Consider the following 14,131-nt stretch of genomic DNA (forward strand, 5'->3'; position numbering starts at 1 on the left):
GGATAGCACTGTGACGGACCAGACGAGTTCCTCATCGCCTCTGCGTCGGTCCTTGCACAATGAATTTGTCGAAGTTGCGTCGAAGGGTGCTCGGACGCTGGGCAATGGCGCACGCATGCCAGGCTACGATCCCCGCTTGCTGGGTACCGGAATTGTCCATATCGGTAGTGGCAGTTTTCACCGCGCCCATCAGGCCGTGTTTATTGACGACTTGCTGCGACGGCGTGGCGGAAACTGGCGGATCATTGGCGTAAGCCTGCACAGCTCTACAGCCCGTGACGCACTGCAGCCACAAAACGGTCTGTATACACTGCATGAGAAGTCGGCCGGACTCGATCAGCTGCGGGTTATTGCCTCGATTGACAGGGTATTGTTCGCTCCAGAGTCCACTTCTGAAGTCATCGAAGCGCTGGCCTCGGCTTCGACGAAAATCGTCACCATTACTGCCACCAAACATATTTACTGCCTGTCCAGCGACGGACAGCAGCTGGATCTTTCGCACCCCGCGATCGTGCATGATGTTCTCCACCCTGCGGAACCGACTACGGTAGTGGGCTATTTGCTGGCCGCATGCCGCTTACGACGCGACCAACGTTTACCCGGTTTCAATATTATCTGTTGCGATAACCTCCCCAGCGGCGGTGCGATTTTGCGTGCCAGCCTGCGCACGGCCGCGCGCCTGCAAGACAGCGGGTTGGCCAGCTGGATAGAAGAGCAGGTGGGGGTTTGCAGTTCTGTGGTGGACTGCATGGTGCCGGCGGTGACCAAATCTATGGCGGAGCTACTTCAGCAGAGAGCCGGCTATCGCGACCACGCCTGCGTGCTCAGTGAGCCGTACCGCCAGTGGGTAATAGAGGATAATTTTGTCGCACCGGTGCCGGACTGGGGTGCAGTAGGTGTCCGGGTGGTACCAGATATCACACCCTATGAGCGCATGAAGATTCGCCTGTTGGATGGGGCTCATTCAACCGTGGCATTTTTGGGGGCGCTCAAGGGGTATGCGTATATTCATCAGGCCATCTCCGACCCCGATATCCGCCAATTTGTCTTGCAGCTGTTGCAGGAAGAGGTGATACCAACACTGGCGGAGCTGCCTGAGGTTGATTACCACCAGTACTCGCAAGAGGCGCTTGCGCGATTCGCCAACCGCGCACTGCCCTATACCTGCGTGCAAGTCATCGCCGGCAGCAGTCGCAAGCTGCCGCAGCGTATCTTTTCCCCGCTTGCCGAGAGGGTTGTGGGCGAGCACAAGGCATCGCGTCTAGTTGCCGTTGTGGCCACCTGGCTTGCCTACCTTTTTCTGCACTCTTTCTCCGCGGGAGGATTTCCGTTGAATGACGGCGGTTCGCAAGTGCTGGTGAAGATGCTGCAGCGCAAGAAAGATCAAAAAGGGTTTCCATCCCGGGACCATGTGCAGGCATTGCTCACCCATGCAGGGTGTGTACCTGTGGTTTTGGTGCAGGACGGGAAGCTCATTGCGGGCGTACAGCACAGTCTCGCGCGCATTATTGCGCGGGGAGTCGACGTGGTGCTGAGGGAGGCCTCACCCGAGGTGGTGTGAAACATGCCACACTACCCCGGGGTAGCGGTAGGTCAGGAGTTATCCTGCTGGAAATAGGCTGCGGCTGCAGCCGTGGCATTGTCGATATGGTTGCGCATTGCTGCCCGGGCTTTTTCCGGGTTGCGTTGCTCCAGCGCGAGAATAATCTTGCGATGATCTTCGATGGACGGGTGCACGCCCTCAGCGCGCAGGCGTTGCATAAAGTCGGTACTGAGTTCCGATTGATTGCGCAGCTCCCACAGCCAATCGACGATTCCGGTAATGGCGGTGTTCTGGGAGGCTTCGGCGATAATACGGTGGAATTTCCAATCCGCCTTTTCTGACGCGTCCGGGCGGCTCTCTTCTTCTTCCATTTCCTTCAGCGCATTCTTGAGTTCGCGGATCTGTTCGTTGGAGATGCGCGCCGCAGCCAGTGCGCAGGCCTCCGACTCCAGAATAAAACGCGTTTCAAGAATTTCGAACGGGCCAACACCCTTGTCGCCGATCTCTGGTTGCGACTGTTGGTACTGTTTCTGCGTGGCGTAAATGCCGGAGCCGGTGCGGATCTCAATAACACCGGAAATCTCCAGGGCAATCATGGCTTCACGGATGGTCGGCCGGCTCACCCCAAGCTTGTCCGCCAGGACGCGCTCCGACGGCAGGCGCTCACCAGGTTTAATCGAGCCACTGGTGATGAGCGAGGAGAGTTGTTCCGCGACCTTGAGATAAAGACGCTCGGCCTTGATTGCCTGTAATTCCACGGGAAATACCTTTGAATATTGCTGTGTCAGTGTCGCCGGGGGTGGCAACCTATCTGACCACTAGTCCTGATAACCGATGATGATAGCCAAATCTGCCCGGGGATAGAAGCGCGCCACCCGGTATTCCACGGATCTGCGGTTGCAAATGCGGTCTCGATTTGCTTATATGGTCAAGTGGTATGACCATATTACCAGTTGTTTCTGGAGCAGTGGTACCCCTGTGGGCTTCTAGTTATGGGAGGCTGAAGGTGATGCGACTTCTTGGCATGGATTTGGGCTTGGTTTGGGCCTGGTTAGGAATTGGGGTGATGCAGATTTTTCGGGAGATCCACAGGTGAAGCTGGCAGCGCTTGGAGAAGTAATGGTTGAACTGGCGCCGCAGGCGGCAGGCCACACCCCAGATCCCAGTGTTAGAACCGGTAAGCCTTTGCTGCGGCAGTCCTTCGCCGGGGATACCTTCAACACCGCGGTGTACATAGCGCGCAGTGGTGTCGAGGTCAGTTACTTAACCCTGCTGGGTGATGACCCGTACAGCGAGGAAATACTCACACTCCTGCATTCTGAGCGGATTGATGTCAGCGCCATCGAACAGTTGCCCGGACGTTGCCCGGGCCTGTACATGATTCAGAATTCAGCGGATGGTGAGCGCTACTTTACCTACTGGCGTGGTGAGTCTCCCGCGCGAGCATTACTGACGCCGGGCACCCAGTGCCAGTTGGTAAAGTCCCATCTGCAGAAGATGGACTGCATTTACCTGAGTGGCATCAGCATTGCGATCATGCAGCGCGATGCCCGTGCCGCGCTGCTGGAGTTCTTGCGTGAATATCGGCAAGCCGGGGGGCGGGTGGCCTTCGACAGCAACTATCGCCCGCGTTTGTGGGAATCCCCCGATACCGCCCGCAGAGTGGTCCTGGACTTTCTTCAGCAAACCGACATTGCATTGCTCACCTTCGAGGATGAGCAGGCCCTGTGGGGCGACAAGCGCCCCTTGCAGAGCCTGAAGCGCAACAGCCGTGCGGGCATTAGCGAGTTGGTTCTGAAACGCGGGGCCGAGCCGGTACTGTTGCAACAGGGCGGCGCACTGACTGCGGTAGAGGTGCCGCCGGTCAGCAATGTCGTCGATACCACCGGCGCCGGCGATGCATTCAATGCGGGCTACCTGGGGGCTCGACTGCAGGGTGCCAGCGCGCATGACTCTATAGCCGCAGGTAATCGCTGCGCGGCGCAGGTCATTGGTTACCGCGGAGCGATAATCCCGCGTGACCAATATAACGATTGCACACGGGAATCCCTGTCTCCCGTGGGTATTGCTGCCGATACAGCCGATACAAGGGTATGATGAGTTCGGGTCGCCAGTACGCGTAGCGAGGCTGCGCGGTCCAAACCTGTACGGAATAAAAAAATAATTCACAGGTCAGCACAATGATGATGAAAATGTTTCGGCGAATGCTGAAAGGCACAGTTCTGGGAGCTACAGCCGTAGTTGTCGCCAGCTGCGGTTTTCAGGATGAGCAGGTGGCCCTGAAGCTGGCGCACACCCTGGACCAGCAGCACTCGGTCCACCGTGCCATGGTGTATATGGACAAGCGCTTGCGCGACCTCTCTGACAACAGCATGCGCATCGATATCTACTCGGGGGGGCAACTGGGCAGTGAGCGCGAGCTGATTGAGCTGCTGCAGATTGGCAGCCTCGCCATGACCAAGGTGTCGGCAAGTCCCATGGAGGGATTCGTGCCGGAGATGAAGGTGTTCAACCTGCCCTACGTTTTCCGTGACTCCGATCATTTCTGGAAAGTACTGCAAAGTCCTATCGGCAAAGACCTGCTACTCGCCTGTGAACGTGCGAAATTGCGCGGGCTTGGATACCTCGATGCTGGCAGTCGCAGTTTCTACATGAATGACGTGCCGGTGCATACCCCCGCCGATTTAACCGGCCAGAAGATCCGGGTACAAAACAGCCAGACTGCCATCAAGATGGTGAATACCCTGGGCGGTGCGGCCACACCGGTAAGTTGGGGAGAGCTGTATACCGCCTTACAACAGGGGGTGGTAAGTGGTGCAGAGAATAACCCGCCGAGCTTTTACCTTTCCAAGCACTATGAAGTTTCCCGCTACTACACCCTGGACGAGCACACGTATGTGCCGGACCTGCTGCTAATCAGTACTGAAGTGTGGAGTAAGCTTTCCGCGCAACAGCAGGGCTGGTTGAGCCAGGCTGTGGACGAGGCGGTAACTTACCAGCGCGCACTGTGGCAAACTTCTACCGAAGAATCTTTGGCCGCAGTAAAGGCGGCAGGGGTTGAAGTCATCTACCCCGACAAGCAGCCATTTATCGATGCAGTTAAACCCCTGCACGACAGCTATCAGGGTACGTCCGTCGGCGAGTTACTGGATAAGATCAAAGCGATCAATTAAGCCACCCATAACGCACGATAATTCGCGCATAAAAATAAAGTGGAAGCGAAGATGATGCAAAAAATTGAAACAGTTCTGGGCCTGCTGCTCGGGGCACTGCTGGGGCTGATGGTGCTCGATGTGACCTGGCAAATTCTCACCCGTTTCCTGCCCATGCAGCCCAGCTCATACACCGAAGAGATTGCACGTTACCTGCTGGTTTGGATAGGGCTACTGGGCGCCGCTTATGCTTATCGCAAGCAATCACATCTCGGTATCGATCTGCTCAGTAATGCGCTGCACGGACGACCAAAACGCCTTCTGCAATTATTTGTAGTGTCTGTTTGCCTGGTTTTCGCATCAATGGTCATGGTTTATGGCGGCGCCAAACTTGTTCTGCTGACCTTTGAACTCGAGCAGCGGTCAGCCGCGCTGAATCTTCCTATGGGATATGTCTACAGCGTGTTGCCACTCTCCGGTTTGCTGATTAGTGTCTTTGCGCTTGATCAATTATTACAGTTGATCGCCAACAAGCCACAAGAATCTGCTATTGGCAGTGCCGCCGCCCGCCACGATGAAGCGGAGATGAGTGATCAGCCAGTACTGGCGGTAAAACAAAAATCCAAGCCGGTAGAACCGGCGGTTGAAGCTTAAGCGAGGGATAACGCCATGGAAGTTGCCGTTCTGGTTCTGCTGATCAGCTTTCTGATCCTGCTTGCGCTCAATGTGCCTATTTCGATCAGTATCGGTGTTGCCACCGTGCTCACCATGCTGTGTACGATTGACTTTGACCCGGCCATGATCACCATGGCACAGAGGATGGCCACGGGTATTGATAGCTTTGCGCTGCTGGCAATCCCGTTCTTTATCTTTTCTGGCATGCTCATGGGAAGTGGCGGTATCGCGCGCAGGATCATTGACTTCGCGCGGGTGCTCGTGGGCATGCTCCCCGGCGGCCTCGCATTTGTGAACATTATCAGCTGTACCCTGTTTGGCTCCATTTCGGGTTCTGCCGTGGCGGCCACCTCCGCCATCGGTGGCTTTATGATCCCCTCGATGGAAAAAGAAGGCTACGATAAGAATTTCAACACCGCCGTTACCGTGGCCTCATCCACCACTGGCTTGCTGATCCCGCCGAGTAATATTCTTATCGTCTTCTCTCTCGCGTCTGGTGGTGTCTCAATTGCGGCACTATTCATCGCCGGTTACCTTCCGGGCTTGTTGCTCGCACTGGGTTTGATGATGGTCTGTGGTTTGTGGGCCAAGGCGAAAGGCTATCCGGTGGGTGAAAAGCCCTCGCTGCAGGAAGCCGTGCAGAAGACACTGGATGCAGTACCGAGCCTGCTCCTGATCTTTATTGTGATCGGCGGCATTATCAGTGGCTTTTTCACGGCCACCGAGGCCAGTGCCATCGCAGTACTTTACTCATTACTGCTGTCGTGTGTGGTGTACAAGGAAGTTAAGTTGCGCCAGCTTCCTGCGCTATTGACCAAGTCAGTAGAAACCACCGCGATCGTGATGTTCCTGATTGCCGCATCCTCGGCGATGTCGTGGATCATGTCCTACCAGAACATCCCGCAGACCATTAGCCAGGCCTTGATTACCCTGAGTGAGAACCCGCTGCTCATTCTGCTGACGATAAACCTGATACTCCTCGCCGTGGGTGCCTTTATGGATATGACCCCCGCGGTATTGATCTTTACCCCTATTTTCCTGCCGGTCGTGGTAGAGCTGGGTATGTCGCCGCTGCAGTTTGGCATCGTCATGATTCTGAACCTTTGCATTGGCCTGTGTACGCCGCCGGTAGGTAGTGTGCTGTTTGTCGGGGCGAGTATCTCGAAAACATCGATTACCGCGCTGGTGCGGCCACTACTGCCTATGTACCTGATGATGTTCCTGGTACTGGCCCTGGTTACCCTGGTCCCCGCGATTAGCGAGTTCTTGCCGCGCGCCTTGGGCTTGATCGATTAATCGTCCCAGCGCAGGTTGCCGCGTGGCATAGGTGTCATTTGGCGGCATGACGTACCCTTATTTTCTCTCCACCAGGATGGTATTGCCGGGCTGACAAGCCCGGCTTTTTTTCGCCTATCATTTTCTGTTGCTAACCGAATAAATGCGCTGCACTCGTGGCATTTGGCGTTGCTATCAACTCGAAACATACAAATGATGAATATGAAGATTCTCAATGAATCAAAAATCATGTATCTGCTTTTGTTCACCACGCTCTTTTGTTCAATCTCGGGATTCAGGGGGCTGTCCTTCCTCCTTATGTCGGTAACGGTTCCTATATTTGTCAGTTGGGCGTTTAATCACCGAGATTTCAGATACAGGATTCAGGCATTTATCTACTTTGTCGTGATCATTGTTGTGGAGATCGCAGGTTTTGCGGCACTCTATGAGCGAGAAGGTATTGTCTGTGAAGGCAGGCTGGTTAAGGATGCCTACACAAGTATTTATTTCAGTATCGTCACATGGACGACATTGGGATACGGCGACTGCGTGCCAACGCCGGCTATGCGACAATGGGCTGCACTACAGGCCGTCCTGGGCTACATCATGATGGCTATTTTTACCGCGTTGGTGCTAAATTTCCTTAACGGCCGAATTCCAGAAACAAGCGATAGGGACGGCTAATGCAAATCTATGGGAGAAGGTGGCTTCCTGCGTGAGGCAGTTCTCTTGGGCGTATGCTTGCAGTCACTGAAAATATTTTCTTGAATTACCAATTATTATGTTCGATTTCGAAACGCCTCGGCTCCTAGTGAGTGAGCTGTCTGCTGATAGTGCCGCATCAGATCGAGCGGAATTACTGGTCGAGATACCGAAAATTCTTACACCTGCGGTGGTTGCTTATCTACCGCCACACTTTTCCGGGATTACCTCCCCCGAAGTTGCGAAAGTATGGCTAGCTCGTATGTGTGCCGAGAGTCATCTTTTGTTGATTACGACACGGATCGACAAGGAGCCCGTCGGTTTTCTATTTGTCCACGTTAACCAGCAGCAGGATGCACATATCGGTTTCTTGCTACGCGAGTCATGTTGGAGGCAAGGGCTGGCGAGTGAACTGCTGAGCGGCTTTATTGATCAGGTGCGCAAGGGGGCATCTCTTAGCGCACTTATCGGCGGTGTCAGTTTGGAGAATATTCAGTCTCAGCGACTTTTCGAGAAGCTGGGTTTTAACAAAAGGCTCGATGCTGAGATGGATACTCTGTTTTATGAGCTCGTGCTATAAAAGTTGAGCGAATAGGTAATAGTGAGCCCGATATGATCTGGCACTTTTTGTTTTACGGTTTAAAGGGGGTGTAGTGGGGAAGGTAGTATTAGATGGATATATCCTCGTCCCTGCGACAGAGCTTGATGCCATCAAGCGCGAACTCATCGAGCATACTCGTCTTACTCGCGCGGAACCAGGATGTCTAAAATTTGTGGTCGAACAGGATGTTGAAGAGCCGACACGTTTCAATGTTCACGAGGAATTTATTGATCGTGACGCATTTCAACATCACCAAAAGCGTGTAAAAAGCTCGCGCTGGGGTAGCTTGACTACGAACGTTTCACGTCACTATACGGTTTTCGGATAGCAGTTTCTTATTTATGCGGGTGTCTGCCCGCCTGATGTCCGTCTAAATATAACAGCGCCGTTTTCCACATCATGACCTATGCTTATGGCGAAGATTCTCCACGATATATTCTTAATTGAGATATAAATATGGCTACTTCTACCAAACTGAGAGCAGGTGATGCCTTTCCTTCTCTGGAGGCGGTCAAGCTGGATGGTTCGAGCGTTACCCTCGGTAAGCCACAAGGAGGCGCGACCTGGCAGGCCGTGTTTGTGTATCGTGGCAAGCATTGCCCTCTGTGTACCAAGTACCTGAGCGAACTGGAAACATTCAAGCAGGCCTTTCGGGATGCGGATGTGGATATTCTCGCGGTGTCCGCTGATTCAAAAGAGCAGTTGGAGCAGCACCTGGAAAAAGTACAGGTTAGCTTCCCCATTGCCTACGGGCTGACGGAAGAGCAGATGAAGACGCTGGGCCTGTATATTTCCATCCCCCGGTCAGAACAAGAGACGGACCACAATTTTGCCGAGCCCGGGCTGTTTGTGGTGAACGAGCAAGGTAATCTGCACGTGGTGGACATCTCAAATAATCCCTTTGTACGCCCGGAGCTGGGCGCGCTGACTCGCGGTCTCGCCTGGATTCGCGATCCGGACAATCACTATCCGATTCGTGGGACACTGAAGTACTAATCACCAGAAGTGTCCGATCCCTGAAAAATCAATCCCGGCTTCGCAGTTAACCGGCTGCTGGTACTGTTATGGCGAAACATTCCTTCACGGTTTCTCCCGAGGACTATCCTCGTCCGCTGAATGTAATGGGCGATACGGTGAGTGTCCTTGCGCGACTCGCGCAGACGGGCTCGTACGCAATCACCATCGTTCACGGCAAGGCTGGGGATGGGCCCCCTCCGCACCGGCATGACTGGAATGAAACCTTTTTTGTGGTGCGCGGCAGTGTCGACTTTGCATTGCGAGGGTGCGAGACTTGCGCGGAAGCCGGGAGTCTGGTGCACTTCCCGGCAGGCGAGGTGCATTCGTTTACCTTTGGTGCCAGCGGTGCCGAATTACTTGAGATAACGGGACCCGGCAGCCGGGCGGTGGAGATGTTCGAAGCGTTGGATCGTGAAATTCCTGCGGGTGTGAACGATGGGGCTCGTATCGCCCAGGTGCTCGAACAAAACGGCGTGCAGGTGGTTCAGGGAAAATCTTCCCGGGACTAAGCAGTCCGGCGCGAAGTCATGGGGTCTAATTGGTCACCTCTATCAAGTGGCTAGATGCAAACAATTTTTACAAATAGGAATTGTTCTCGATAATCGGCATATTGTTCGTGGCTGCTCAAAATTTGCACAGTGCGGCCCGACCCGAGACCGGTGCAACTGAGGATGATTCACTATGAAGAAGACCTGTAGTTTTGCGTTAGTTCACATGGCCGTCGCATTCACCGTGGGCTTTGTGATGACCGGGGATTTCTTGGTCGGAAGCGCACTGGCACTCGTAGAGCCCGCATGTAACACGGTGGCGTACTATTTTCATGAGAAGTGGTGGGGCGGCGCTGCGGTTGCCTGATCGTTTTTCTCAGCGGTTAACGTCTGCCAGAGAATCGCTGCGCATCAAGAATTTCGAAAGGCCGCGGATTGTGCTCAATCCGTGGCCTTTTTCGTTTATCTGCTTGTTGCTCAGTTGTTACCAAGCACGAAACAACGCTCCAAGTCCTTTGGATACCGCAGGCTCAAGTTATCACAGGTCTTACCCAGCTTGGCGTGCGACTGTGAATGCGCCGTGGTGTCCTTCTGCCGGGTGGCGAGAATGGCAGGTTTGGCTTGGTGGTGGGATTTTAGCGGCAAGTGCGTATTCATTTGGAAACCTCTACTGCATATACGCTGCGATGTATGCCTTTGCTGCTTTCGCGGTAATTCTCTCGTGAGCGTGTTGACCAGGGAAAAGATACGGAAAGTCTGCGCGGCCACGTGTTAACTGTAGTGTAAAAAACGAGGGACCAGCCGCCACATGCCCAATGTGCGCACAAATGCCATTTTCCCTGAGACTCACCGCAAGTTCCCGTCGCCTCAAAGCAGGTTCACCGATCGCTCGCATATCTGGATAGTGTCCAGCAATCAAGGCGAAAGCTATATTTGATTATCGCTATGGTGACTTTCGGTCTATTCTTAGTCTTAGTTTCGCGAATACACGACGAACAGATTAAGAAAGAGCGAGAGCAACAATGAAAAATTCCACGACACACTTGTTACGTACAGAGTTACCTGCAACCGCCGTCACCGAATGTAGTTTTCAACAGAACGTTGCATGTAACTCTGAATGTAATTACAGCGATAACTATTACGGTGATCAGGTATGTATCTTGAAAAAGTAGTGGCGGACTGGGTGACGGGTATTCTGCTGCGGGCGCTGGAGACGCAGCTGCAAAGTTTCGACAAGGATGACAGCCTGTAAATGGCACTCAGTAATTTGCGTGCCGTTTTTCCGGCTTAAGTTACCAGGCCTGATTTTACGAAAGTAATCCCAATAGTTCTTCGCCACTTTTTGGCAGCTGCTGTGCCTGCGTGGCATCAAACAGGGCATCCGCCAGCGCTTGCTTTTGCTGCTGCATTTTTTGGATGCGCTCTTCCACCGTATCGGCCGCAATGAGCTTGTACACAAACACCGGCTTGTCCTGCCCAATGCGATGGGCGCGATCCGTCGCCTGATTTTCTACCGCGGGATTCCACCAGGGGTCCATATGGATCACCACATCTGCGGCGGTCAGGTTCAGTCCGGCCCCACCGGCCTTGAGACTGATTAAAAATACCCGCACGTCACCACTCTGAAAGCGGTCAATCGCTTGCTGACGGTTGCGGGTCTGGCCGGTAAGTTTCGCGTATTCGACCTGTTGTTCGTCGAGCTGCTGCTCAATCAGTTTTAGCACTTGGGTAAACTGGGAGAAGATCAGCATACTGCGGCCTTCCTCCAGCAATTGTGGCAGGTTTTCTTCCAGCCAGTTGAGCTTGGCGCTTTCCTCAATACCCGCCGCCATTTCCAGTTTAACCAGTCGAGGGTCGATGCATGTCTGGCGAAGTTTCAGCAGGGCATCGAGAAACTCGATCTGACTTTTCCCCAGCCCCTGGCGCGCGACCAGATCGCGGATTCGCTTTTCCATGCTGATGCGTACGCTTTCATACAGGCTGCGCTGCTTGCTCCCGAGTTCCACATACTGCATGGTTTCAGTTTTCGGCGGCAGGTCGGCGACGACTTCAGATTTCGTGCGCCGCAGCATAAACGGACGCACCTTGCGTGCGAGTTCTTGTTGCCGCTCATGGTCGCCATGATTTTCGATGGGATTGCGGTACGCCTGCTGGAAGGCTTTGCTACCACCGAGTAGCCCGGGCAGGGCAAAATCCATCAGTGCCCAGAGCTCACCGAGGTGGTTTTCCAGTGGCGTGCCGGACAGGCACAAACGAGTGCTGCTGCGAATACGACGAACATACTCGGCAACTTTGGTGCTGGGATTTTTGATGGCCTGGGCCTCGTCCAATACCAGCAGGCTAAACGCGTGGTCTCGGTAATGTTCGTAATCGCGGGCCAGCAGGGGGTAAGTGGTGATCACCAGGTCACTGTGGGTGACCTGAGGAAAGGCGGCCTCGCGGTGGGGGCCATGAATCAGTGTCACCTGTAATTGCGGGGTGAACTTTGCGGCTTCATGTATCCAGTTGCCGGTGAGGCTGGTGGGGGCGACGACCATTGCCGGTGCGGTGAGACTACCGCTTTCTTTCATGTGTTGTACCAGCGCCAGGGTCTGCAGCGTTTTGCCGAGCCCCATATCGTCAGCGAGTATGCCGCCAAAACCATAGCCCTGCAGGAATGCCAGCCAGTTCAGGCCATCCTGCTGGTAGGGTCGCAGGGTCGCGTGCAGATGTTTCGGCTTGGGGATGGTGGGCAGCCCGGAAAAATCCCGCAGGGTTTCTTTTAGCTGATGAATTTGCGGGGCGCGTGCGTCGTCCAGCATATCGATATCCGTAAACTGCACCGCCTGGAAGGCGGGCAGCGGAATGGGCTGATCGAGTTTTTTCTCTTTGAGCAAGTCGAACAGCAGGCTGCGAATACCTTGCAGGGGGCGGGTGTTCACGCTTACCCAGTCTCCATCCACGATCAGGCTCAGTTCATCTGGGGCATCTTGCTCCAGCCATTGTTCGACCAAGTCGACGATCGGCCACTGGCGGCCATCGGGCAGCGTCAGGTCCAATCCCATGTCGAACCAGTTGTTATCGCGGTCGGTGAGCGCGATCGCAATGTCGGCATGCGCAATATCGAAACGGTAGCTGGCATCGGTTTCGATGACCCAGCCCTGTGTGCGCCACTCGGGCAACTGCTCTCGCAGCAGTGCACTCCAGCGCTGAAAAATTTTCTCGGGCTTGGTGGCATCGAGAATCCAGACTTCTTCCTGGCCGCCCAGGTTTTCCTGCATCAAGTAGAGGCCTTGCTCGTGAATCCGGTCGCGACAGCGGCTCTCTGCTTCTTCGTCGCGAAGAATCTGGAAGTAGTTCCCATCCTGTTCTTCGGTCACTTCCTTGCCCGCATAGTGGCGGCTGTAATTGGGCGCAAGAGAAAAGCCCCCGTAATCGAAGTTCAGCTTCAAGGCGGGCAACTTGTAGTGATCAAAGTCGCAGCCCACCAGAGTGACAACGGGATTGAATTCACGAACAACGGTGAGTGTCGGCTCAACCGGTAGCGGCAGTTGATCCAGCGGCACGCGCTGGCGCAACGCGACAGACATCAGGCCCACGTCCTGTTCCAGTACCGCAGGCATCGTGAGCAGGTGCAGCAGTTGCGCCGTGGGGAGTGGTGTGGTGATATCGCCGAGGCGGGCGGTATCGGCATCCAGATAGCAGGGTGGGTTCGTAGGAATGGTGTGCCAGTTGCTGGAGTCCAACCCTTCAAGGCTTGCCGCGAGTTGTAGTTTACCGCCCTGCTTTGCCTGCCAGGTCCACTGTAGTGCCCGCGACGGGGCTTGTCGGATGAGTTCTTCTTCGAAATAAAAGCGTTTGCTTTCGAGCAGATAGGGCAGTGCGCGACGACCCGCATCGCCGGATAATTCGATTTTGCCGCTGGCACTTACCCGGGGTAACAATTGCAAGATGTTGACGTCTTCATCCAGCAGGTGACTGGGGCGATTCCACCCCAGTCGGTTGGTTTCCTGCGTGAAATAGCGCAACTGACTCCAGCTGCCGTCCTTCTTCAGGTAGCCTTTCTTGGTGGCGAGTTGCAGTTGCCCCTGAGTATTTTTTTCGAGCACGTACAGCAGGTAGTGTTGTCCGTGCTCCAGAGGCAGGGCATGGGTGCGTGGAGTGCTCGGTAGCTTGGCGAGCCATTGCTGCCAGTCTGCCGTGCCGGCCTCCGCGGTACCTGTTGCAGTGTCGGACTTGTCGGCGGTGACCTCACGTTGTTCCTGCCTGAGCAGTTCCAGCGCCACGGCGACCGCATGCTTGCAGTTGAGAGCGACCGGGCAGGAGCAGAGCCCCACCAACCGGCCGCGTTCGACATCGAGTTCCACCCGGTAAACGAATCGCGCCGAACCTTTTACCCGGCCGCGATAGATATTGGAGTCTGGGTCCCAGTAGGCCTCCTGCACACGCCCGCGCTGGAAATAGTCCTCACCGCGCTCAAATGCGCGTGGGTCGACCATATTGCGAACATTTTTCAGGGTGAAACGGACCAAGTTGAGCGCTCCGGTACGGTTTTAGCCGCCGTGACTACAGGTGAAACCTGGCACTTTAGCATGGCTAGCTGACCCGGAGGTTGAATATGGCGCTGGATGCACATAGACGGCGATAGTGCTGGCCACGGTGGCTTTGGTATATTCCCTGCTCTTTTGCTGAAGAAATG

At 54.7% G+C, this 14,131-nt stretch carries 13 protein-coding genes; 11 read left to right on the forward strand and 2 right to left on the reverse strand.

Annotated features, from left to right (window positions below; translation table 11 throughout):
- The first annotated feature begins 10 nt into the window (after nucleotides 1-10).
- Nucleotides 11-1,561, forward strand: coding sequence for a mannitol dehydrogenase family protein (locus AS89_RS17710; protein WP_138976414.1), 1,551 nt, complete (start codon nucleotides 11-13; stop codon nucleotides 1,559-1,561).
- 32 nt (nucleotides 1,562-1,593) lie between these two features.
- On the opposite strand, the gene AS89_RS0114135 is transcribed toward AS89_RS17710, so the two are convergent.
- Complete coding sequence (locus AS89_RS0114135; RefSeq protein WP_010133359.1) at nucleotides 1,594-2,301, reverse strand: FadR/GntR family transcriptional regulator; 708 nt, start codon at nucleotides 2,299-2,301, stop codon at nucleotides 1,594-1,596.
- 334 nt (nucleotides 2,302-2,635) lie between these two features.
- Here AS89_RS0114135 and AS89_RS0114145 point away from each other — a divergent pair, with 334 nt between their 5' ends.
- The 10 genes from AS89_RS0114145 (at nucleotide 2,636) to AS89_RS18480 (ending at nucleotide 9,820) form a co-directional block, all read left to right on the forward strand.
- Entirely contained in the window at nucleotides 2,636-3,640 is a 1,005-nt protein-coding gene (locus tag AS89_RS0114145; RefSeq protein ID WP_010133360.1) for a sugar kinase, read from the forward strand.
- A 107-nt stretch (nucleotides 3,641-3,747) separates the two neighbouring features.
- Entirely contained in the window at nucleotides 3,748-4,716 is a 969-nt protein-coding gene (locus AS89_RS0114150) for a TRAP transporter substrate-binding protein (protein WP_237709696.1), read from the forward strand.
- A gap of 51 nt (nucleotides 4,717-4,767) precedes the next feature.
- On the forward strand, nucleotides 4,768-5,349 hold the full coding sequence (locus AS89_RS17715) for a TRAP transporter small permease (RefSeq protein ID WP_010133363.1): 582 nt from the start codon (nucleotides 4,768-4,770) through the stop codon (nucleotides 5,347-5,349).
- Nucleotides 5,350-5,364: 15 nt separating this feature from the next.
- Nucleotides 5,365-6,666, forward strand: coding sequence for a TRAP transporter large permease (locus AS89_RS0114160; protein WP_010133364.1), 1,302 nt, complete (start codon nucleotides 5,365-5,367; stop codon nucleotides 6,664-6,666).
- Between the two features lie 192 nt (nucleotides 6,667-6,858).
- Nucleotides 6,859-7,329 (forward strand): ion channel, encoded by a 471-nt coding sequence (locus tag AS89_RS18275; RefSeq protein WP_010133365.1) that lies wholly within the window; start codon nucleotides 6,859-6,861, stop codon nucleotides 7,327-7,329.
- A 127-nt stretch (nucleotides 7,330-7,456) separates the two neighbouring features.
- Nucleotides 7,457-7,927, forward strand: coding sequence for a GNAT family N-acetyltransferase (locus tag AS89_RS0114170; protein WP_158217372.1), 471 nt, complete (start codon nucleotides 7,457-7,459; stop codon nucleotides 7,925-7,927).
- A 73-nt stretch (nucleotides 7,928-8,000) separates the two neighbouring features.
- Entirely contained in the window at nucleotides 8,001-8,276 is a 276-nt protein-coding gene (locus AS89_RS18475) for a putative quinol monooxygenase (RefSeq protein ID WP_010133367.1), read from the forward strand.
- A 128-nt stretch (nucleotides 8,277-8,404) separates the two neighbouring features.
- Entirely contained in the window at nucleotides 8,405-8,944 is a 540-nt protein-coding gene (locus tag AS89_RS0114175; RefSeq protein WP_010133368.1) for a redoxin domain-containing protein, read from the forward strand.
- Nucleotides 8,945-9,012: 68 nt separating this feature from the next.
- On the forward strand, nucleotides 9,013-9,474 hold the full coding sequence (locus AS89_RS0114180) for a cupin domain-containing protein (RefSeq protein ID WP_029250053.1): 462 nt from the start codon (nucleotides 9,013-9,015) through the stop codon (nucleotides 9,472-9,474).
- A 172-nt stretch (nucleotides 9,475-9,646) separates the two neighbouring features.
- Nucleotides 9,647-9,820 (forward strand): DUF2061 domain-containing protein, encoded by a 174-nt coding sequence (locus AS89_RS18480; protein WP_010133370.1) that lies wholly within the window; start codon nucleotides 9,647-9,649, stop codon nucleotides 9,818-9,820.
- A 940-nt stretch (nucleotides 9,821-10,760) separates the two neighbouring features.
- Here the strand turns inward: AS89_RS18480 and AS89_RS17725 are convergent.
- Complete coding sequence (locus AS89_RS17725) at nucleotides 10,761-13,964, reverse strand: DEAD/DEAH box helicase (protein WP_010133371.1); 3,204 nt, start codon at nucleotides 13,962-13,964, stop codon at nucleotides 10,761-10,763.
- Nucleotides 13,965-14,131: the final 167 nt, after the last annotated feature.

Origin of the sequence: Microbulbifer agarilyticus S89 (genome assembly GCF_000220505.1) — a bacterium.
In the GTDB taxonomy this organism is placed as follows: Bacteria; Pseudomonadota; Gammaproteobacteria; order Pseudomonadales; family Cellvibrionaceae; genus Microbulbifer; species Microbulbifer agarilyticus_B.

Coding starts and splice junctions, on each gene's coding strand:
- AS89_RS0114160 (WP_010133364.1), top strand. CDS start 5,365: ATGGAAGTTGCCGTTCTGGTTCTGCTGATCAGCTTTCTGATCCTGCTT.
- AS89_RS18275 (WP_010133365.1), top strand. CDS start 6,859: ATGATGAATATGAAGATTCTCAATGAATCAAAAATCATGTATCTGCTT.
- AS89_RS18480 (WP_010133370.1), top strand. CDS start 9,647: ATGAAGAAGACCTGTAGTTTTGCGTTAGTTCACATGGCCGTCGCATTC.
- AS89_RS0114150 (WP_237709696.1), top strand. CDS start 3,748: ATGCTGAAAGGCACAGTTCTGGGAGCTACAGCCGTAGTTGTCGCCAGC.
- AS89_RS0114180 (WP_029250053.1), top strand. CDS start 9,013: ATGGCGAAACATTCCTTCACGGTTTCTCCCGAGGACTATCCTCGTCCG.
- AS89_RS17715 (WP_010133363.1), top strand. CDS start 4,768: ATGATGCAAAAAATTGAAACAGTTCTGGGCCTGCTGCTCGGGGCACTG.
- AS89_RS0114175 (WP_010133368.1), top strand. CDS start 8,405: ATGGCTACTTCTACCAAACTGAGAGCAGGTGATGCCTTTCCTTCTCTG.